The sequence below is a fragment of the Aquibacillus saliphilus genome, from assembly GCF_020404745.1.
GTDB lineage: Bacteria > Bacillota > Bacilli > Bacillales > Amphibacillaceae > Aquibacillus > Aquibacillus saliphilus.
In genome coordinates this window covers 69,313-91,407 of record NZ_JAIZAP010000007.1, presented here as the reverse complement: position 1 = coordinate 91,407, position 22,095 = coordinate 69,313, and the positions used below count along the sequence as shown (strand labels likewise).

The following is a 22,095-nucleotide window of genomic DNA, read 5'->3' as shown; positions in this document are numbered from 1 at the left end:
CTCCTCCATCATCCTAAACTCGAAATGCTGGAGCACTTGATTCCGCATCGAGTAATTGTTTTAGTTCATCGTCCAATTTCAAAAGGGTAACGGAACACCCAGCCATTTCTAGTGACGTCATGTATTCACCAACAAATGTCTTATACACCTTTATTCCTTTTTCTGTTAGGATTTCATTCACTTTTGCATTGATAATAAAAAGTTCCATTTCAGGTGTTGAACCTAATCCATTAATCATTACTGCAACCTCTGAATCGTTAAAATCTAGATCTTCAAGTATTTTTTGTGTTAGCTCATCAGCTATTTCGTCAGCACTAGTGATTACTTTCCTTTCAATTCCTGGTTCACCGTGGATTCCTATGCCAATTTCCATTTCATTATCTGCTAACTCAAAGCTAGGTGTTCCAGCCGCTGGAACTGTACACGGACTGATGGCCATACCCATCGAACGTACATTGTCATTCACTTTTTCGGCAATCCTTTTCACCTCTTCTAATGTCGCACCCGTTTTGGCCTTAGCTCCTGCAATTTTATGAACAAAAACAGTACCTGCAATACCTCGACGCCCCGTAGTAAATGAGCTGTCCTCTACAGCAACATCATCATTAACTACTACCTTATCTACCTTAATTCCTTCTGCTTCTGCCAGCTCTGCAGCCATTTCAAAATTCATTACGTCACCGGTGTAGTTTTTAATAACCAAGAAGACTCCCGCTCCACCATCGACTGCTTTAATAGCTTCATAGACTTGATCCGGTGTAGGAGAGGTGAATACCTCACCAACAACTGCAGCATCCAGCATTCCCGCTCCAATATAGCCAGCGTGGGCAGGCTCATGACCACTACCTCCTCCACTTACAAGTGCTACTTTGTTGACTACTGGTGCATCCTTTCGAACGATTACTTTAGTGTTTGGTACTACTTTTAAACGATTAGGAAAAGCAATTTCCATTCCTTTTAACATTTCTTCTACGACCATATTTGGATCATTAATAATTTTTTTCATAATGACAACTCCTCAATTATTTAAATATAGCGCTTTACTTATCCCATCTCTCAAAAGAGTTGATGAATACTGTCCCTTGAGTTGCTGTAAACCTAACATGTGCATGAGGCTAGTGTTCTAGTTACAACCTTTGCAAAACAAACAAAGAAGTTAAGCCCAGTAGTAAACCCTTTAACTTACCTACTACGATTAGAGCTAACCTCTTTTTTTTATTTACAATGCTATTGTATCTACAGCTATACCTTTATATTCTTGAACTGGATTATTTGCTTCATAAAGAAAAGTTTCTAGCTCATCGACATAGCCTTTCATTTGTTGATTAGACCAGTTTAGTCGTTTTGCCATATAGCTTATGACCGAATCTTTATTCATTCTCACCCAGTCGATGTCAAAAAATAATGCTCCTGTTCGCCGAATAAAGAAATCGACTGGTTTATAGCACAGTTCATAATCAATTGAGTAACGAACCTTAGCATATAAAAGCGGGTCTAACTGCGCTTCTTTAGCTTGTTCTTTTTCATTTTGGTATATCTCGTAGATACTAGAAATATTTGATCCATAACGTTGAATAAGGAGGTTTGCATCTGTCTCAGATATGCCAATTTTTTTAGCTTCTGCAACTTTATCTGCAGTAAACGTTGTTAAACCTTGAGAACCTCCAACATCTCCACCTGAAATAGGAAGATGCTTCGTTGACGCATACGAATAAATTATGTCTTCCGTTTTCTTAAGGTTTTTAGATACTAAGTTGACAATACTTTCAGCCATTTTCCGGTAACCAGTTAATTTACCACCCGCAATGGAAATAAATCCAGAATCCGATATAAAAATTTCATCTTTTCTAGAAATTTCTGACGGATCTTTACCTTCCTCATAAATCAAAGGTCTGAGACCGGCCCAGCTTGATTCAACGTCCTCTACTCCGATTGAAAGATGTGGGAACATTAATTTAATAGCATTCAGCACATAATCACGATCTGATTCAGTCATGGTTGGATGACCGATATTCCCCTCATAAACCGTGTCGGTGGTACCCACATATGTTTTGCCTTCACGTGGAATAGCAAATACCATTCTTCCGTCAGGCGTATCAAAATATAGTGCCTGTTTTAAGGGGAATTTTTCTCCATCAAATACTAAATGAATACCTTTTGTTAACCTCAATCTCTTACCTTTTTTAGAATGATCCTTTTCTCTTAGTGTATCTACCCAAGGACCGGCGGCATTAACAATGGTTTTCGAATAAATACTATGTTTGGTTTGATCAATTTGATCCTCGACTTCGACACCGATTACCTTACCTTTTTCATAGATCATCTGCTCTACTTTGACATAGTTAAGAGCCAGTGCACCCTTTTCAACCGCTTTTTTCATTACTTCTAAAGTTAACCGAGCATCGTCTGTCTTATACTCCACGTAGAAGCCAGCGCCTTTCAGATTATCCTCTTTTAACAATGGTTCTCGTTTGATTGCCTCCTCTTTACTAAACATTTTTCTTCGTTCACTTTTTTTAACACCTGCAAGGAAATCATAAACTCGAAGACCAATATTGGTTGAAAAAGGACCAAAAGTTCCACCCTTATAAAAAGGAAGCATCATCCACTCTGGTGTCGTTAAGTGCGGACCATTCTCATATACAATCGCACGTTCTTTTCCTACTTCGGCAACCATCTTTACTTCAAATTGTTTTAAATAACGTAATCCACCATGAACGAGTTTCGTAGATCTACTTGAAGTACCTGCAGCAAAATCCTGCATATCTACTAAGGTTACGTTCATTCCTCTATTCGCAGCATCTAAGGCGATACCGGCACCAGTAATTCCACCACCAATAACGATTAAATCATTGCTTTGATTCATCATTTTTTCGTAAATCTCTTTCCTTTTCAAACTAGAAAACTCCATCATTCATCGCTCCTTTTGTCTATTCGTAACGATTCATTTCTGGGTACCTCATCTACACAGAAAAAATACATATTGAAAGAAGAGACCACAAATACCCCTAAGATTATATCTATAGAGTTTTTGTGGCCTCTCATGTCTTCGCACCATTCTATTAACTTGTGAAATTGTTATACCATCCATGAGGGATTTTCAGAAAATCATTTAAACTTTCTTGTCGCTTCAACCGCTTTTTGCCAACCTTGATACAGTTGATCACTGTTTTCTTTTGTCATCTCAGATGTATATGTTTTTTCTTTCTTCCACTGTTTTGAAATTTCTTCACGATTATCCCAATATCCAACCGCTAAGCCAGCTAAGTAGGCGGCACCCAATGCTGTTGTTTCACTTACCACTGGACGTTCGACTGGCACACCAAGAATATCACTTTGGAATTGCATTAAAAAGTTATTATGAACAGCTCCACCATCTACTCTCAAGGCTTTAAGTTCTATCCCTGAATCAGCAATCATGGCATCTAATACATCCTTTGTTTGATAAGCAAGAGATTCTAGTGTTGCACGGACAAAGTGTTCTTTTGATGTTCCACGAGTAATACCAAATACGGCACCACGAGCATCACTATCCCAATATGGTGTACCAAGACCAACAAATGCTGGCACCATATACACGCCACCGCTTGAATCAACCCTTGTTGCATATGCCTCACTATCCTTTGCATCCCTGAACATACGTAGTCCATCACGTAACCATTGAATAGCAGAACCTGCAACAAAAATACTTCCTTCTAATGCATACTCCACCTTGCCATCTATACCCCAAGCTAGCGTTGTAAGCAAACCATGCTCAGAAGGTACAGCTTTTTCACCAGTATTCATTAACATAAAACATCCAGTACCATACGTGTTCTTTGCCATACCACTCTCATAACATGCTTGTCCAAATAATGCTGCTTGTTGGTCACCAGCAACACCGGCAATCGGTACTTGATAACCATAGAAATGGTAGTCCACAGTGTATCCATATATTTCAGACGATTGATGGACCTCCGGTAGCATACTAGCAGGCACTGTTAAAATATCTAATAATTCCTGATCCCACTGTAAATCATAAATATTATACATTAATGTACGGGAAGCATTAGAGTAGTCGGTCACATGTTTTTTACCACCAGTTAGTTTATAAATTAACCACGTATCAATTGTTCCGAACATTAGATCTCCGTTATCTGCTTTTTCTCTAGCACCTTCAACATTATCTAATACCCATTTTACTTTAGTTCCGGAGAAATATGCATCAATTAGTAAGCCCGTTTTCTCTCTAAAGAGATCGTTGTGACCCTGATCTCGGAGTTCCTTACAAATGTCGTCTGTTTGACGAGATTGCCAAACAAGTGCCTTATATATAGGCTTTCCTGTATTTTTATCCCAAACTACTGTTGTTTCACGTTGGTTGGTAATGCCGATACCTGCTATTTGTGCAGGTTCCACGTCACCCTTACGCATTACCTCAGAAATAACTCCTAAAACTGAAGTCCAAATTTCATTTGCATCATGCTCAACCCAGCCTGGCTTCTGAAAAAATTGTTCGAATTCATGTTGAGCAGTTCCTTTAATTTCACCGTCATGATTAAAAAGAATTGCTCGCGAGCTTGTTGTTCCTTGATCTATCGATAAAATATACTTCTCCATGTAAAATCCCCCTTAAACGATTTTTCGTTCGACTTGATGTATAGTTGTTCTATCCTTTTTCAGCTCGGATGATGCTGCACCCAACAAAATCAAGGCTACAACAGCACTTAGTATCCAGAATAAAATCGAAAATTCAGCTAAAAATATAGCTTTATAGAAAACAGCCCCATAAACTCCCCCGAAAATTGGACCAACAACTGGAATCCAACTATAACCCCAATCCGATCCACCTTTACCCGGAATAGGAAGTAGCGCATGGACAATTCTTGGACCTAAATCACGAGCTGGATTAATTGCATAACCGGTTGTCCCTCCCAGTGACATTCCAATCGCAACAATTAATGCACCTACAATTAGTGGATTTAAACCTTCTGTAAATTCATTTGCACCAATAAACATTAATCCCATAACAAGCACAAATGTACCAATTAATTCACTAATTAAGTTTGAGAAAGGGCTACGTACTGCAGGTTCCGTTGAGAATACAGCTAATTTCGCACTAGTATCTTTTGTTTCTTTCCAGTGTGGTAAGTAATTTAGAAATACAATTACTCCACCAATAAAAGCACCAACCAATTGTGCAGTAACATATAATGGAACTTTCGACCACGGAAAATCACCTACTGAGGCAAATCCCAAAGTCACCGCTGGATTAACGTGAGCCCCCGAAAATTGACCTACTGCATAAACAGCCATTGTAACTGCTAAACCCCATCCAAGCGTAATAACTATCCAGCCTGCACCTTCTGCTTTCGATTTTTTTAATACGACACCAGCAACAACACCGCCACCAAAAATGACAACAATCATAGTTCCAATTAATTCAGCTAAAAACTCCGACATTAACAAACACCCCTTATGCTATGGTTAATAGAATATAAACTACAACAAATAATGGACGGCCGTCAGGGTGAAGACAAAAAAGCCCACACACAAAATAATGTACCCTTTCCTAGGAAAGTACACTTTTGTGTGTGGGCTCCATATCTCCATCACATTTCTTTAACTTGTTATAAAGTAATCATAATATTAAATGAAAGCGGAGTCAATACATTTTCGATTAAAATGTTTAAAAAGTCACAAACCTTCGTTGAATACCGATGATAATTTTATGACTAGTTCAAATCCCATAATTTTGATCGTGAAGTAGTAACTGCAGAAGCTCCAGCTTCAAAGGCATTTTCCACATCCTGTTTAGAACGAATCAGACCGCCAGCTATAATAGGTAACTTTGTCCGTTCACGAACTTCTGATAATATGGTTGGCATTATACCAGGTAGTACTTCTATATAATCAGGTCTATGTTTTTTAGTCAACGCAATGTTATGATTGATTCCCATACTATCCAAGGCAAATAAACGTTGAATAGTTAATACATTATTTTTCTTGGCGAAGCCAATTACGCTACCCCTAGTAGAAACAATTCCATCGACTTTTAAATTTCGTATCAGATATTCCATCCCATATTCATCAGATTTTAATCCTTGAATTAAATCCATGTGAACAAAAACAGTTTTTCCATTTTCTTTTGAATACTTCACTAAATGACCCAATTGAGAAATTCTTGTCTCTAAGAACATAAGATTCTCCAGTTTACTATCAATCACTCTGTCAAAATCCTTCATATTCCTTATAGCTGGTAGCACTCCTTTTAACTCTATCATGAAATCACTCCCCCTTTTCCATAATCTATATCCATGAGATAAACCCTGGTAGTTGCAATCTATTAGCGAATTCCAATTCTTGCACCTATGTTTCCATTTTTTTCCATAACCCAAAGTTAAGTAGACCGAAACTATACTATACTTAACTAATTTACTCAAATTGCTACCGCACCTAATTACGCCTCAAGTGAGTGCTATTCACTCGGGATAGTTCTCGCCTCTATTATAGTTTCATTACAGTGCGGACGATGTAACTGAACTTCTTCCGTACTACTTTTATCCACATTCACCAATGATCTATTCAGGTATTTGATGAAAAAACTGCTTTGTTTTTGTGAAAATTTACTATTTATTGTGCTTTGTGATGCGACCTACTATATCACCCAAATCAACCTAATTGATGGAATTCCTTAACTTAATAAACTATTTATATCTTGCAGACTAGACCATAAAAAAGACTACCCACAAATGGATAGTCCTTAGAATTATATGATAGGCAATTATGCTTGGTTAGAAGAACCGAACTCACGCATTTTACCGATTACTGTTTCTTTAATTGCATCGCGACTTGGCCCTAAGTATTTACGTGGGTCAATTTGGTCTGGTTGTGCAGCCAATACTTCGCGTACTTTTTTCGCCTGTTGAATTTGGTTCTCTGTGTTGACATTGATTTTTGATGTGCCATAAGAAATCGCACGTTTAATGTCAGCAGTTGGAATACCAGTACCACCGTGAAGTACAAGTGGAACACTAGCAGCAGAACCGATTTCTTCCATTTCTTTGAAACCTAGGTTTGGTTCACCTTTATATGGTCCGTGAACAGATCCTAGTGCTGGAGCAAGACAGTCAATACCTGTACGCTCTACAAGCTCTTGACATTCTTTTGGATCAGCATAGATAACACCATCAGCGATTACGTCATCTTCTTGTCCACCAACAACACCTAGCTCAGCCTCAACTGATACACCGTGAATATGAGCTAATTCTACAACTTTAGAAGTTGTTGCTACGTTTTCATCAAATGGACCATGTGAAGCGTCAATCATTACCGATGTGAATCCGGCGTGAATAGCTTTTGAACATGCTTCAAAGCTTGAACCGTGATCTAAGTGAATTGCAACTGGTACAGTTGTACCATATGAATCCATAAGAGATTTAACCATTGCAACAACAACATTAAATCCACCCATGTATTTTCCAGCGCCTTCAGAAACCCCAAGAATAACCGGAGATTTTTCTTCCTCAGCAGCCTGTAGAATAGCTTGTACGTATTCTAAGTTATTTAGGTTGAATTGGCCGACAGCATAACTATTAGCTTTTGCAGTTTCTAGCATTTCTTTCATTGATACTAATGGCATTTAATTTCCTCCTTTAATATATGTAACAAAAAAACGATTCGGTATATCCAGTCAATATCGCGTTGTTTGATTGGGTATAGTATAAGAATACCAACTCCAAACCAATGGTGCAACTCATCAAAACAACAGTAAGCGGTTACTTACTGAATTTTTTTTGACACTTGTATGTAGTTATATGTTTTTTTACAAATTTAATTCTAAATAAACAAGTGAAAGCAACCCACGATTCACCTGTTCACAGGTATTACTTTTTTAAAAAAGATTATGTATATATTATGAATTTTTTCCATCTAAAAGACGATGAATTTGTTTTCGTACATGTTCAATATCGAAAGGCTTAGCAAATATTTCTTTAACCATTTTTAAATCTTTTATTTTTTCTGCAGCAACTTCGGCCATACCACTCATTAAAATCGCTGGAATTTGTAGTTCTTGTTGTTCTAATTGTCTGAGTAATTCATGTCCGTCAATAATTGGTAATTTAAAATCAACTATCAGCAAATCTGGTTTTTTCATGCTTATTTTTTCTAAAGCTTGTTTGCCATTTTCAGCCGATACAACTTGATACCCTTCACTCTTAACGATCTCTTCTAATAGTAATCTGATACCAAGTTGGTCGTCAACAATCATTACCGTTTTCACATTGTTTCCCCCTATTTAGTTTTCTACTATAGTTATCCTTCTAGTAAAATAGCACTAAATCCTGCAATTTGGCCGAAATACTAGAAATAACTGGTTATTTATACAATAATACCTAATTTTAACTAAAAAATGGTAAAGAAAAGCTCATGACGCAGATTGTGTCATGAGCTTCCACTTATAGTTAGTCCTTTAGTACTATTTTAGCATTATTTTCAACAGTTGCGCCAATGAAACCATAAAATAATTGTTGTGGTTTTGTCGGGCGAGATTTAAATTCAGGGTGGAACTGTGAAGCTACAAACCATGGATGATCAGCTAACTCTACTGTTTCAATAAGTCTTCCATCCGGGCTTGTTCCTGAAAAGATAAAACCCTTTTCTTCCATTTGGTCACGGTACTGATTATTAAATTCAAATCTGTGACGATGACGCTCATAAATAACATCTTCATTATCATAAGCCGCTTTTGTTTTCGTTCCATCTTTCAAACGACATGGATACACACCTAGTCTTAATGTACCACCTAAATCAGCAACATCTTTTTGCTCAGGTAGTAGATCAATGATTGGATACGGAGTACCTGGATCGATTTCAGCTGAATGTGCACCTTCTAAGTTTAATACATTACGTGCAAATTCAACTGTTGCTAATTGCATCCCTAAACAAATCCCAAGGAATGGCACTTTATTTTCTCTCGCAAAACGAATCGCTTCAATTTTACCTTCAATCCCCCGGTCACCGAAGCCACCAGGTACAAGGATGCCATCAACGTCTTGTAAGGATGTTGCAACGTTATCTTCTGTAACTTCCTCAGCATTTACCCAACGAATATTAATATCTGTATCGAATGAATAACCTGCATGTTTTAATGCTTCAACGACAGATAGATATGCATCTGGAAGTTCAACATACTTTCCTACAAGACCAATTGTTACTTGTTTTTTAAGGTTTGTTACACGGTCTACTAACTCGTTCCACTCTGTCATATCCGCTTGTTCGCACTCTAAACCAAAATGGTCACATGTTAACTGATCTAAATTTTGCTCTTGAAGCGAAAGTGGAATTTGATAAAGGGTATCTGCATCTCCTGCTTCGATGACTGCTTTTTCATCAATATCACAGAACAGTGCAATCTTTTCCTTCATCTCTTGACTAATTTCAAGCTCAGTACGTAAGACAATAACATCTGGTTGAATCCCAAGTGATCTTAATTCTTTTACACTATGCTGTGTTGGTTTAGTCTTCATTTCACCAGCAGCTTTAATATATGGCACTAGTGTACAGTGGATATACATCACATTGTCTCTACCTATATCACTTTTTATCTGACGAATTGCTTCAAGGAATGGCAAGGATTCAATATCACCAACTGTCCCACCAATTTCTGTGATAACAATGTCTGCATTTGTTTGTTTACCAGCTTGAAAAACTTTGTCTTTTATTTCATTAGTAATGTGCGGAATAACTTGAACTGTTCCACCTAAATAATCGCCACGACGTTCTTTTTTAATGACTGTCGAGTAAATTTTCCCAGTTGTAATATTGCTGTACTTGTTTAGATTAATGTCAATAAAACGCTCGTAATGACCTAAATCAAGATCTGTCTCCGCCCCGTCTTCTGTTACGAAAACTTCACCATGTTGATAAGGACTCATTGTACCTGGGTCCACGTTAATGTATGGATCAAATTTCTGAATAGTAACCTTCAAACCTCTGTTTTTAAGTAGACGACCTAGTGATGCTGCTGTGATCCCTTTCCCGATTGACGAAACAACTCCGCCAGTTACAAAAATGTATTTTGTCACCCTTTATCCCTCTTTCTGTGGTTAATATATTATAGTATTTGATTGATGAAATACTTTAATCATTTGCTTTACTATTTACTTCGGAAGCTTTCTTAAATCTTTTATGGTAAAAAAATTAGGCTTTTTCTAAAAGATCGCTGTTTTTGACACGAAATCTATAGACTACGACGTAACTTTTGCATGCTCTTGCTATCTTTCACTCTAATTGAATTGTCTGCCATACGATCGCTTCAGCAGAATACTTCGCTTTCCGTGGGCACGGCCTTAGTCTCCTCAGAATCAAAAAACGATTCTTCCGGGGTCTTCGGACTCGTGCTGTTCCCACAGGAGTCTCCGTATTCTGCTTAGGCTGGACATTGGTGTTCTGATTAATGAGTGCCTATATACCGAGAAATCAACGTTTAACGTGTTTTTTCCAACTTGAACAGAAATCTATTCTAAGCGAAGGAAATACACGATGACTCCTGCGGGAGGAAAGGCATAGGTGAGACCCCGCAGCGCGAAGCGCGAGGAGGCTCACCAGCCACCCGCGGAAAGCGAGTGTATTTCCGCAGCGACGATTTAGCACTCATCTTAGATAGAATATGAAAGCAATTCCTAACAATTTAAAAGCAACAACTCTTTCTTAAAAAAGCCTAAAAAAATAAAAAAGCGCTCCCCATTTAACAGGGGAACGCTTATAATCACAATAAATAACTTATAGAGCCCAAATAGAATTTTACTTATTTGAGAACTGAAAGTCAAGCTTGTTATTTTTCTTCTTTGTCGTCATCTTCTTTTTTGTCAGTTGAATCATCATCGTCGTCATCATCATCGTCAAAATCACTATCGTAATCATCATCTACAGATTCGTCATCATCAGATTCATCGTCTGCATCGTCGTAATCATCGATATCGGTATCATCAAAATCTAAAGCTTCTTCATCTAGATCTAGATCTTCTTCTTCAAAAACTTCTACCTTTTTCTTCTTTTTACGCTTTGGAGCAGCCGCTTTTTTCTTTTTCTTTTTCTTCGGAGCTGCGGTTAGTTCTTCTTCTATTTGCTCAATTGGGTACCAGTTCTTTAGTCCCCATAAACCCGAGCCGATTGTCATGAATCGTCCATCAGTATTCATATCCGTATAAAATTGAGCAATATTCTCATCTTTTTGCGCCTTAGTAAATTTTTTCATTTTGGCGATTCGATCAAACATTTCTCTGAAATCAGTTGCTTTATTTTCTTCGATTAGTATCTCATTTGCCATTTGAATCATAGACAACGTTTCAAGATGATCTTTCGTATAATCCTTTATGCCCACGGTTAAGCACCCCTTTATGTAAAAGTTATTTTTGCTACTCATTTATTGATGTATATAACTTTTCGTAATGTTTTAAAAGCCTACCATACATTATATTGTTATGAAAATCAAAATGCAATATTAGCCCCGAATTAAGTAGCCTTTAAGAAGTACAATTATTTACATTACTGTGATAGTCTATACTAGTTCTTTATAAAGTTAACAACTTTTACAACTTTCTCAGAAGTCAGGTCCCCCGAATTATCAAAGATGAGAACGTTTGATTCTGGGATATCCCAATTAATTGTTGGAGTAAAGTCTACTCTTGTTTCATAAGAATCCCAATTATCAAGTTTCCATGAATCCCTAACCGTTCCTCTGTCTTCAATTCGTTCTCTTTGTGTATCGATATCATCTAACGTTACAACAACAACCTTGACATCTACTTCTTGTTCTGTTTTTCCACTCGACTTAATAACTTCTTTAATCCACTCTTTGTTTTTAAGTTCCGATGTAAATGGAGAAATCATAAAGACATCTTGTCCAACAGCTAAGTTCTCAATGCAAATGTCCTTGGATGTATCATACTCTAAATCTCTCATGTGCTCTTTATAGAACGCTGAATCACGATCGTTTTTATCCATTCCATTCATCTCTAAAAATTTCTCGACAAACCGGCCACCAACCGTATCGCGATCAATAAATACACAAGGTTTAGTTAATGCTACTTCTCTTGCTACTGTCGTTTTTCCAGTTCCTGCTACTCCGACAAAAAATACTAGTTTTTGCATCTGTACACCTCTGTTGTAAAATTTTATTTCATTCTAAATGTCATTTAAAATAGATAATTCCTTAAAACATATGTTACCAAATAACTAGCAAAGGAGCCACAAATTATAGTGACTCCTTCGCTTTTTTTATCTTTATGCTGTTTTTACTTCCTTATCGCTACAAACAGACAATGCCAGAATCTCAGCTACATCCATCGTACTGATATCCTCATCTACCTCTTTTGCTTTTGTTCCATCACTGATCATCGTTAAGCAGAATGGACAAGCACTAGATATCATGGTTGGTTGTACTCGTATCGCTTGTTCTGTTCGTTCCACATTCATCCGTGTACCAGTATCTTCTTCCATCCACATCAGTCCGCCACCGGCACCACAACACATCCCGTTTTCTCTACTACGATCCATTTCAACTAACTCAATCCCTGGGATGCTTTTCAAAATTTCTCTTGGTGGATCGTAGACACCGTTATATCTACCTAAGTAACAAGAGTCATGATAGGTCAGTTTTTCATTAATTTGCTTTTGCGGTTTAATTTTTCCTGACTGGAGTAAATCATAGAGCAACTGGGTATGGTGAAGCACCTCTACTCCTTCTAATCCAAAATCAGGGTATTCATTTTTAAAAATATTGTATGCATGCGGATCAATGGTGACAATCTTTTTAATATCATTTTTTTGAAACTCTTTAATGTTCTTGTCGGCGAGCTCTTGGAATAAAAATTCATTACCAATTCTGCGAGCAGTATCACCAGAGTTTGCTTCTTTGTTACCTAAAATTGCGAATTTCACACCTGCTTCGTTCATCAATTTAGCAAAAGCCATCGCAATTTTTTGACTACGATTATCGTATGCTCCCATTGAACTTACCCAAAATAAATACTCAAAAGTTTCTCCTTCTTTTTTCAATTCCTTAATAGTTGGAATATGAACAGAAGAATCCTGTTCGCGCCAGTTATCCTTATCCCGTTTTGACAGTCCCCAAGGATTTCCTTGGCGCTCGATGTTCATCATCGCACGCTGTGCATCAGCAGGCATTCTTCCTTCTGTCATAACCAGATACCTACGTAAATCAATAATTTTATCGACATGCTCATTCATTACTGGGCATGCATCTTCACAGTTCCGACATGTCGTACAAGCCCACAATTCTTCCTCAGTAATGACGTCACCAATAAGACTCGTGTCTTCGACTTGATCGACACTAGCAGCGATTTCTTGTCTGGTATCATCTGAGGCCATTTTCGCTAATTGGTTTCCTTCTGTATGGTTAAATGCATAGGCCGGAACCCAGGGTGATTTGCCTGTAACGACGGCTCCTGTATTTGTTAAGTGATCTCGTAATTTCACAATCAAATGCATCGGAGATAACAATTTTCCAGAACCTGAAGCTGGACATACATCTGTACACCGTCCACATTCGACACATGCGTAGAAATCAATCATTTGTAACTGTTTAAAATCCTCAATTTTACCGACTCCAAAAGAAATATCCTCTTCTTTTTCTTCATCTACATCAAAATCAATTTTTTCGAGTTTGCCTGGAGGTGTTTCTCTACTTAAAAACACATTGATCGGTGCAGCAATTAAATGGGCGTGCTTGGATTGTGGCACGTAGACTAAGAAACTTAACAGCACCAACAAGTGAACCCACCAAGAAATAAAGAACACTACTGCTGCAGCTGTCTTTGGGACAAAAAAGAAAACGCTTGCAATTAAGGTTGCAACAGGTTCAGACCATCCCCCCGCATGACCGTGCCAAATCAGATCCATTCCATTTCCTAGCAACACGGATATCATTAACGAGCCAATAAAGATTAGTACCAGTCCTGCTTTTAATCCACGCTTTAACCGTGCTAGCTTTTCAATGTACCTGCGATAAAAGGCTAAAATAACTGCAGTTAAAATCACTAACGTTACAAGCTCTTGAAAGAAGGTAAAACCAGAATAAAATGGGCCTAAAGGTAAATGGGAGCCTGGAACGAGTCCCTTATAAATAAAATCAATTGCGCCAAACTGAACAAGAATAAAACCATAAAACATCATGACATGAATAATGCCTGATTTTTTATCTTTTAACAGCTTTTTTTGACCAAAAACATTAATAATTACTTTTCTTATTTTGTTTTTGATTTGTCCATCAAATTCTGACCTTCTACCTAATTTAATATAAGCGATTCGAGTTCGAACAACACGTGCAAATAAATAAAACCCGTAGCCCGTGACTGCTATAAATAAAATCCAATTTAACATCAATAATCCGTCCATTGTTCTCCCCCTATTTTTATCTAATATGATCCACAGATTAACTCCCTTTACCATACTATTTATTAAATGTCTTACTTATACTTTAAAATATGAATGAACATTCAGTCAACATTTAATTACCTATTATTATCATTATTTTTTAAAAGATGGGGAAAAGTAACGACACGTAATACTTAAAAGGAGAATAGTTGTGGTATTATATATGCTTTTGTTTATATTTTTATTAGTGATCGCCCTACTGTTTATTGACTACTTTTTTGGACAACGCATGTACCAAAAGCACCCTCCTGTTTTCAATTTCACTAAGAAAAAAGCTGATTTTGATTTAATTACCACTGGGGATAGGTTCTTCAAATTATTTTTTGATGATATAAGAAATGCTAAAAGCAACGTAGATATTAGTTTTTTCATTGTTAAAAATGATGATATCAGCAAACAGTTTTACACACTGCTAAAACAGAAAACAACAGAAGGGGTAACCGTTCGCTTTATGGTTGACAGAATAGGGAGCTTTCGTTTGAAAAAGGATATAATAAACGATTTAAAAACAAATGGCGTTGAATTTATCTACAGCGACAAACCTAGTTTCCCGTTTCTGTTTTATAAACTAAACCGAAGAAATCACCGTAAAATTACCGTGATTGATCATGAGGTTGCTTATATAGGCGGATTCAATATAGGAAAGGAATATATCGGAGCTGATCCTAAACTTGGAGATCCATGGAGAGATTATCATATACGCATGACTGGTGCGGTGATTCCAACTATTCAGCAAGTATTTGACTATGACTATACGTCTGCTACTTTGGGAAATCCTATTTCTGTTGACTACATTACAGATAAGGGGGCTGATCAGGAAACTAGCCATCAAACAAAATCATTAGATATCATCGTTTCAGAAAGTGGCCAGTTAGAAGACAAATTCGTTTCGTGGATTAATAATGCAACATCCGAAATATTAATTGGCACACCCTATTTCATTCCAAGTAAAAGAATGTTTAATGCGCTACTTACTGCGCTATATAAGGGGATAGACGTTAAAGTGATTGTCCCTGAAAAAGCAGATCATCCACTAGTAAAGCCAGCTGGATTCCCTTACTACCGGGAGTTAACAAGAGCCGGTGGCGACGTATTCTTGTTCAATCAAGGATTCTATCATGCAAAGGTAATTATTATTGACGAAACCTTTTGCGATCTAGGTACAGCTAATTTTGACATGAGAAGTGTATTTTTAAACAAAGAAATCAATGTGATTATGGATTCTTATGAAGATATTAATTCTGTTCGTTCAGCATTCCTTAAGGATATCAACAACAGTAGACCTATTACTGAACAATGGATGCAACAACAGTCCGTAAAAGTTAAACTAGAAGGCTTGGTTGCAAGACTGGTCAGACCGTTACTCTAACTAAGCAACACTAGGTGTAAATAAAACCACAATGGAAAGTTAACTTAATTAGGGAGGGTTAAATATGAAAGAAGTCCTATTAGCATTAGTAACTGGTTTAGTAGTGGGATTCTTGTTTGCCTGGTTTAAATTACCGATACCTGCTCCTCCGGCTCTTGCTGGGGTGGTTGGTATTGTTGGGATTTATCTAGGATTCAGATTGTATAATTATCTCGCACCCATGATGGAACGGATTTTTTAGGCAAATAACAAAACTAGCTCCCTATTTCGTAAAATCGTAGGTTAATTTGGATAGAATGTTCACTGAGAAAAAACCAAATAGAGCTACATTACGAAAGGAGCTAGTTACTATCAAAGATATATCCTGAAAATACGTTGGATTAGACGTACACAATCGTAAAAAATATTTTTACTAGAGCTTTATCATTTCACCTTCAGCATCTTCCAAAATCCAATATCTGAAAAACCAATTCGCTTATAGATCTTACCTGCGTCAGGATTGTCATAGAACAAGCACAACTCTTTTCCTTCAGCTAATACATCCTGACATAGCTGAACTAGACACTTGGTAGCGTAACCTCTTCTTTTGTACTCGGCTTCAGTACCTACACCTACAATCATTGCTGACATACTATTTTCAGCCGCTGTCGATACCGTTGATACCATTCTTTCATCTTGTTCAATATAATAACTACGTGAAACTCCACTCTCGATATTTCTTTGTTTACTATGGTAATTAAATTCCAGATCTTGAAATTCAGGAACGCTTCTTAGTAACTGTTCTAGCCTTGGTAAATCATCAATCGAAACTAACTTTACATTTTCGTCTGTACTTTGATTGTTTGCTTTTAGTTGGTTGCATTTTGCATAATAAAGTTTGCGGTTGGAAGTAATAGTTCTATTTAAAAATGGTTCCATTTGTTCAATGATATCGTCTAACCCGGAAACAACCTGATATTCATTTTCGTTAATAACTTTAGCAAAACCTTCTACATCAAATTCTCCAAGTGCAAACGGGATAAAGTTCACCTCGTACTTTAAAAGAATTGCTCGTAGTTCACCATCTACCGAAAAGTCACCCCATATTTTTTGAAAGTCCTGCTGATAACCAAATGCCTCAATATCACCGATGATAAATAAGTTTTCTGCTGGTTTTTGCCTTATAAGCTGCTGACAAAGAACATCATCTTCTTCTGTTAGCTGACGAATCATAGTGACTTCCCCCTTATGTTTTTAAAGAGAATAATAGCACTAGTTATTGGAAGTAGTAAAGGTTTTTTACACACCAAATCCTAACAAGCGTATTCATGGTTTAAAAGCCTATAAAAATAGAAAGCTTGGATGTCATTATCCAAGCTTTCTATTTTTACTGTTATTTGAGGTTAAAGTTCCTGCATTTTAGTTGTTACATGCTTTCTGGAGCACTAACACCAATTAAGGCTAATCCATTAGCAAGTGTTATCTTTACTGCTTTCATTAATGCAATTCGTGCTTTCGTTCTTTCTAGTTCATTGTCATCCAATACTTTTTCTGCATTATAAAAACTATGCAAGCTTGAAGCAAGATCAAAGATGTATTGGGTAATCCGGTGCGGCTTTCGTTTGTCTGCTGCTTCCTCAACTACTTGAGCAAATTCTCCAAGCTTTTTAAGTAGCTCTTCCTCTTTCTCAGCAGTTAGCAGCGATCCGTCGTAGTTTCCATCTGCTAGACCCTTTTGCTCTGCCTGCTTAAGCATTGTACTAATACGTGCATGTGCGTATTGAACGTAAAAGACCGGATTTTCATTCGACTGTGACCGAGCTAGGTCCATATCAAAGTCAAGGTGTGAATCACTAGATCTCATATTGAAGAAGTAACGCATGGCGTCAACACCGACTTCTTCCATTAATTCTTTAAGTGTGACAGCTTTTCCTGTTCGCTTACTCATTTTCACTTTTTCACCGTTTTGAAGCAGGTTAACCATTTGGATAATTTCCACTTCAAGTGTATCGGCATCGTAACCAAGCGCCTGGATAGCAGCATTCACTCTTGGGATGTATCCGTGATGGTCCGCTCCCCAAATGTTGATCAGTGTTTCAAAGCCACGGTCCAACTTATTTTTGTGATAAGCAATATCCGGTGTTAGATAGGTATAGGTACCATCTTGTTTAATCAAAACACGGTCTTTATCATCGCCAAAATCAGTCGAACGGAACCATGTTGCCCCGTCTTGTTGATAGATATAGCCCTTCTCCTTGATTGTCTCTAAGGCTGGCTCAATTTTTTGACCATCATAAAGCGATGTTTCCGAAAACCAATGATCAAATGGAACACGGAACTGCTTTAGGTCATCCTCTAATTTCTTCAGTTCATATTTCAAGCCATATTCACGAAAGAAAGCGAGACGCTCAGCTTGGGTTTTATTTGCCCATTGATCCTGATATTCGTCAACAAGCTTTTGGCCAAGATTGATGATGTCCTTGCCGTGATAGCCATCTTCTGGCATCTCCCACTCTTTCCCTAGTGCTTGCATATAGCGTGCTTCAACCGAATTCGCAAGGTTTACAATTTGATTTCCAGCATCATTAATATAGTACTCTCTTGAAACATCGTAACCAGCAAAATTCAGCACATTGCATAGTGAATCCCCAACAGCCGCCCCGCGGGCATGTCCAAGGTGCAGGTCCCCTGTTGGGTTTGCTGAGACAAACTCAACTTGAATTTTTTGACCATTACCTGCGGTCGATGACCCGTAATTTGCTGCCTGGTCAAGTATTGTCGGAATTAAATCGGTTAAATAGTTATTATCCATAAAGAAGTTGATGAATCCTGGTCCCGCTATTTCTAATTTAGTTATTGAAGCTTTCGTTTGGTCAAATTGCTCAATAATTTCTTCTGCAATTTTTCTCGGTGGCTTCTTCGCTATTTTTGCTAACTTCATCGCAATATTTGTCGCATAATCACCATGCGCTTTATCTTTTGGTAGCTCTAAGATGATTGTTGGAATTTGCTCTTCGCTTGCTAAATTTGCACTTATTACTGCCCGACCGATTTCTTCCTTCAATTTTTCTTGAGTTTGTTTTAAGATGTTCACTTGGAATCCTCCTTGTTCTTTAAACGCTCCTGCTTCCTTTAGTTACGAAAGCCTTAGCTTAGCCTATCCTGGACTAAAACGTGCGATAACCTTGTTAGAATATCGCCTCTTTATTCGTTATTTTGTGAAAAATAGTGTTAGCCTATGTCTTCTATCTATCTCACCGTTTAATCTAGTTGTATAGCTAATAAATAGTTTACCCTTTTTATCATTAGCTGATTGTTCATATGTAATTTGATCGGTATATGTTTCCATATGCATCGTGCCATAAGCATGTTTAAATGTATTTTCTGTCTTCTTTTTCTTCTTAAACACTTGATGCATATCAACTGCACCTGTCCGCTTGACGCTCACTTTATCCTGCAAAATTGTAATCATGGCACTTACATCTTCTTGGTCTTCACTATGCTCAGTGAATGTTAAGACAGAGATATTTCCCTTTTGATAGAAATTTCCCGTCTCCTCAATCGTTGTTACATCTTTTGAACCTGTATCATTTATTTCTGTAATTAATTTTATATTAACTGGGACTTTACTTGTTTCCATTATGTCACCCTTTACGCATGTGATACTCCCTGATAAGTATAAGAATGAATTGACAAAAACTCAAGTCAGAGCAAGCGATTTTCGTGATAGTTATACGAATTTCGCTATTTACTGACTAAAGTTGATTTCGAAAAAGACACTCCTTTTCAGTTAGGAGCGTCTTTTATTTTTTTCGTACACTGAAATTCTTGTTTAAAATCTATACCCAGCCAAGTAGTATTTCACGGACAAATTTACTAGCAGCAATGGCCGTTTGTTCGGTCGGATCATAGATGGGTGCCACCTCAACTAAATCGGCACCAACAACGTTAACGTCAGACTGTGCTATTAATTGAATGGCCTTCAGCAACTCTTTCGAGGTAATCCCGCCTGCCTCAGCAGTACCTGTCCCTGGTGCGAAAGCTGGGTCTAATACATCAATGTCTATTGTCACATAGACATTTCTACCTTTTAGTTTAGGGAGCACTTGACTAAGTGGTTCTGCTACATCGTATCGTGCCATGTACATCCCACTGTCCTTAGCATACTGAAATTCTTCTCTTGAGCCAGATCGGATACCAAATGAGTAAACATTCTCTGGACCAATTAGCTCACACGTTTTTCGAACTGGGGTAGAATGCGATAACGGTTCGCCTTCATACTCTTCGCGCAAATCTGCATGTGCATCAATATGAATTAGTGCCATGTCAGGATATTTTTGATAGACCGATTTAATGACAGGCCAGCTGACTAGGTGTTCACCGCCAAGTCCTAGCGGAAATTTACCTTGATCTAAAATTTTATCGACATAATCCTGAATCATATCGATACTACGCCCTGGATTACCAAATGGAAGGGGAATATCTCCAGCATCAAAGTAATTCACTTCTTCCATGTGTTTGTCCATGTACGGGCTATATTCTTCTAACCCAAGTGAGGCTTCTCTAATTCTATTTGGACCAAACCGTGAGCCAGGACGAAAACTTACCGTCCAATCCATCGGCATCCCGTAAATTATTGCATCAGCTTTGTCAGCTGATGGGCGAGACATAATGAAAACTTTTCCTGAATAGGCTTCATCAAATCGCATCGTTATTACTCCCCTCTCACTTAGTTAAATCTTTAACAAATTTAGGTAATGCAAAAGCAGCATAGTGAAGCTCATCTGTATAATACTTTGTATCAATCTCTTCAAATCGTTCTGCCTTCACTTTTAATGGATCATGTATTTTACTACCGATTGTAAACGTCCACAGCCCACTAGGATATGTAGGAATGTTTGCTGTATAAAGCCTAGTGACCGGGAAAATTTCTGATACATCATGGTAGACCTGATGAATTAAATCAGCTTTAAACCATGGGTTATCTGTCTGCGCAACGAATATCCCGTCGTCTTTTAATGCTTTTGAGATTCCAGAATAAAATCCTTTTGAAAATAAATTAACAGCAGGACCTACTGGCTCCGTTGAATCAACCATGATTACATCATATTCTCGTTCACTCTTAGCAATATGCATAAAGCCGTCATCGACCTTTACTTCCACCCTTGGATTGTCTAGCTCTCCTGCAATTTCAGGTAAATATTTTTTGGAGTATTCAATAACCTTGCCATCTATTTCAACAAGCGTAGCTTTTTCAATTGATTTGTGTTTAAGGATCTCGCGAATTACACCGCCGTCACCACCACCTACAACAAGTACGTGTTTTGGGTTTGGATGGGTAAATAATGGAACATGCGCGACCATCTCATGATAAACGAATTCGTCTTTGGTCGTCGTCATCACCATATCGTCTAAAACAAGCATGTTACCCCATTCTTCTGTTTCAAGCATATCTAGTTGTTGGAAATCTGTTTTTTCTGAGTGAAGCGATTTATTAATCTTTGCCGTGATGCCAAAGTCTTTTGTTTGTTTTTCAGTAAACCATAAACTCATTGGTAAAACTCCTTTTATTTATAATCTAGGAAATGTGAATCTCATCTTCGCAGTTTCTATAGACTCCGACGTAACTTTTCATGAACTTGGACTTGCTATCTTTCACTCTAATTGAATCGAGTGGCCTACGCTAAGTAGTGGTGTTCTGATTAATGAATACCTTAATACCGTCAAATCAACGTTTTATGGGGTTCTTCCCACTTGAACAGAAAGCTATTCTAAGTAAGCGGAGGAAAAATGCGAGACTCCAATGGGAAAGGAACAGTCTGAAGACCCCGCAGTGAGCGCTTTTTGCTCGCGAGGAGGCTGAGGTGTTCCCCATGGAAAGCGAGTGTTTTTCCGCAGCGCTGACGTAGCACTCATCTTATAAAGAATATAAAAGGAAATCAACATAGCAGTTATGTCGCAGTTTCTATCTATTTTGTCATAAACAACAAATATGTTCATGGGACGAGTAATCTTAGGTTTCATTCTTTTAGAAAACAGCCATTTAATAGAATTATCCTGCATCTACTTTATATGATAGTTACTAATCCTACTAGAATCAACCAAGAAAAGTATAAAGAACTGCGTGAAAAAAGCAAGCTTTTTATTCTAGAAGAGTGTTTGACACTAACGGTTTTTCCTTCACACTACTCGTTATCGTTCTTCCAATAAATATGTAAATATAGGTTTCTTTTAACTTGAAGGTTTAATTCTTTATTCATTTTCCCATAATGGTACTAACATATCCTTATTCTTTCAAATTTGTTCAC

The 22,095-nt window shown here is 37.5% G+C and carries 18 protein-coding genes; 2 read left to right on the top strand and 16 right to left on the bottom strand.

Going from position 1 to position 22,095, the window contains the following annotated elements:
• Window positions 1–13 precede the first annotated feature (13 nt).
• The 11 genes from dhaK to LD272_RS08965 form a co-directional block, all read right to left on the bottom strand.
• A complete protein-coding gene (dhaK, locus tag LD272_RS09015; protein WP_226036279.1) occupies window positions 14–1,006 on the bottom strand; it encodes a dihydroxyacetone kinase subunit DhaK in 993 nt (330 codons plus the stop codon).
• A 213-nt stretch (window positions 1,007–1,219) separates the two neighbouring features.
• Window positions 1,220–2,911 carry a glycerol-3-phosphate dehydrogenase/oxidase gene (locus LD272_RS09010; RefSeq protein WP_304511941.1) on the bottom strand — a complete coding sequence of 564 codons (1,692 nt, stop codon included), beginning with the start codon at window positions 2,909–2,911 and terminating at the stop codon, window positions 1,220–1,222.
• A 197-nt stretch (window positions 2,912–3,108) separates the two neighbouring features.
• The gene (glpK, locus tag LD272_RS09005; RefSeq protein ID WP_226036277.1) at window positions 3,109–4,599 is read right to left on the bottom strand and encodes a glycerol kinase GlpK; all 1,491 of its coding nucleotides are present in this window, start codon (window positions 4,597–4,599) and stop codon (window positions 3,109–3,111) included.
• A gap of 12 nt (window positions 4,600–4,611) precedes the next feature.
• Complete coding sequence (locus tag LD272_RS09000) at window positions 4,612–5,442, bottom strand: MIP/aquaporin family protein (protein WP_226036276.1); 831 nt, start codon at window positions 5,440–5,442, stop codon at window positions 4,612–4,614.
• A 272-nt stretch (window positions 5,443–5,714) separates the two neighbouring features.
• A complete protein-coding gene (locus tag LD272_RS08995; protein ID WP_226036275.1) occupies window positions 5,715–6,263 on the bottom strand; it encodes a glycerol-3-phosphate responsive antiterminator in 549 nt (182 codons plus the stop codon).
• A 500-nt stretch (window positions 6,264–6,763) separates the two neighbouring features.
• The gene (locus LD272_RS08990; RefSeq protein WP_226036274.1) at window positions 6,764–7,621 is read right to left on the bottom strand and encodes a class II fructose-bisphosphate aldolase; all 858 of its coding nucleotides are present in this window, start codon (window positions 7,619–7,621) and stop codon (window positions 6,764–6,766) included.
• A gap of 273 nt (window positions 7,622–7,894) precedes the next feature.
• Complete coding sequence (locus LD272_RS08985; protein ID WP_226036273.1) at window positions 7,895–8,263, bottom strand: response regulator; 369 nt, start codon at window positions 8,261–8,263, stop codon at window positions 7,895–7,897.
• A 181-nt stretch (window positions 8,264–8,444) separates the two neighbouring features.
• The gene (gene pyrG / locus LD272_RS08980) at window positions 8,445–10,067 is read right to left on the bottom strand and encodes a CTP synthase (RefSeq protein ID WP_226036272.1); all 1,623 of its coding nucleotides are present in this window, start codon (window positions 10,065–10,067) and stop codon (window positions 8,445–8,447) included.
• Between the two features lie 749 nt (window positions 10,068–10,816).
• A complete protein-coding gene (gene rpoE, locus LD272_RS08975; RefSeq protein WP_226036271.1) occupies window positions 10,817–11,365 on the bottom strand; it encodes a DNA-directed RNA polymerase subunit delta in 549 nt (182 codons plus the stop codon).
• A gap of 182 nt (window positions 11,366–11,547) precedes the next feature.
• Complete coding sequence (locus tag LD272_RS08970; RefSeq protein ID WP_226036270.1) at window positions 11,548–12,135, bottom strand: P-loop nucleotide/nucleoside kinase family protein; 588 nt, start codon at window positions 12,133–12,135, stop codon at window positions 11,548–11,550.
• Between the two features lie 132 nt (window positions 12,136–12,267).
• Window positions 12,268–14,400, bottom strand: coding sequence for a heterodisulfide reductase-related iron-sulfur binding cluster (locus LD272_RS08965; protein WP_226036269.1), 2,133 nt, complete (start codon window positions 14,398–14,400; stop codon window positions 12,268–12,270).
• 190 nt (window positions 14,401–14,590) lie between these two features.
• On the opposite strand from LD272_RS08965, the gene cls reads away from it, so the two are divergent.
• Together cls and LD272_RS08955 are read left to right on the top strand one after the other, a co-directional pair.
• Window positions 14,591–15,808, top strand: coding sequence for a cardiolipin synthase (gene cls, locus LD272_RS08960; RefSeq protein ID WP_226036268.1), 1,218 nt, complete (start codon window positions 14,591–14,593; stop codon window positions 15,806–15,808).
• Window positions 15,809–15,872: 64 nt separating this feature from the next.
• Window positions 15,873–16,049, top strand: a complete 177-nt coding sequence (locus tag LD272_RS08955; protein ID WP_226036267.1) for a XapX domain-containing protein — start codon at window positions 15,873–15,875, stop codon at window positions 16,047–16,049.
• A gap of 182 nt (window positions 16,050–16,231) precedes the next feature.
• Here LD272_RS08955 and LD272_RS08950 read toward each other — a convergent pair whose 3' ends face one another.
• From LD272_RS08950 to speE, 5 genes are all read right to left on the bottom strand, one after another.
• The gene (locus LD272_RS08950; protein WP_226036266.1) at window positions 16,232–17,020 is read right to left on the bottom strand and encodes a GNAT family N-acetyltransferase; all 789 of its coding nucleotides are present in this window, start codon (window positions 17,018–17,020) and stop codon (window positions 16,232–16,234) included.
• A 193-nt stretch (window positions 17,021–17,213) separates the two neighbouring features.
• Entirely contained in the window at window positions 17,214–18,881 is a 1,668-nt protein-coding gene (gene argS, locus LD272_RS08945) for an arginine--tRNA ligase (protein ID WP_226036265.1), read from the bottom strand.
• A gap of 117 nt (window positions 18,882–18,998) precedes the next feature.
• Entirely contained in the window at window positions 18,999–19,427 is a 429-nt protein-coding gene (locus LD272_RS08940; RefSeq protein WP_226036264.1) for a YwiB family protein, read from the bottom strand.
• 199 nt (window positions 19,428–19,626) lie between these two features.
• The gene (gene speB, locus LD272_RS08935; protein ID WP_226036263.1) at window positions 19,627–20,496 is read right to left on the bottom strand and encodes an agmatinase; all 870 of its coding nucleotides are present in this window, start codon (window positions 20,494–20,496) and stop codon (window positions 19,627–19,629) included.
• A gap of 16 nt (window positions 20,497–20,512) precedes the next feature.
• Complete coding sequence (gene speE, locus LD272_RS08930) at window positions 20,513–21,340, bottom strand: polyamine aminopropyltransferase (RefSeq protein WP_226036262.1); 828 nt, start codon at window positions 21,338–21,340, stop codon at window positions 20,513–20,515.
• Between the last annotated feature and the right edge of the window lie 755 nt (window positions 21,341–22,095).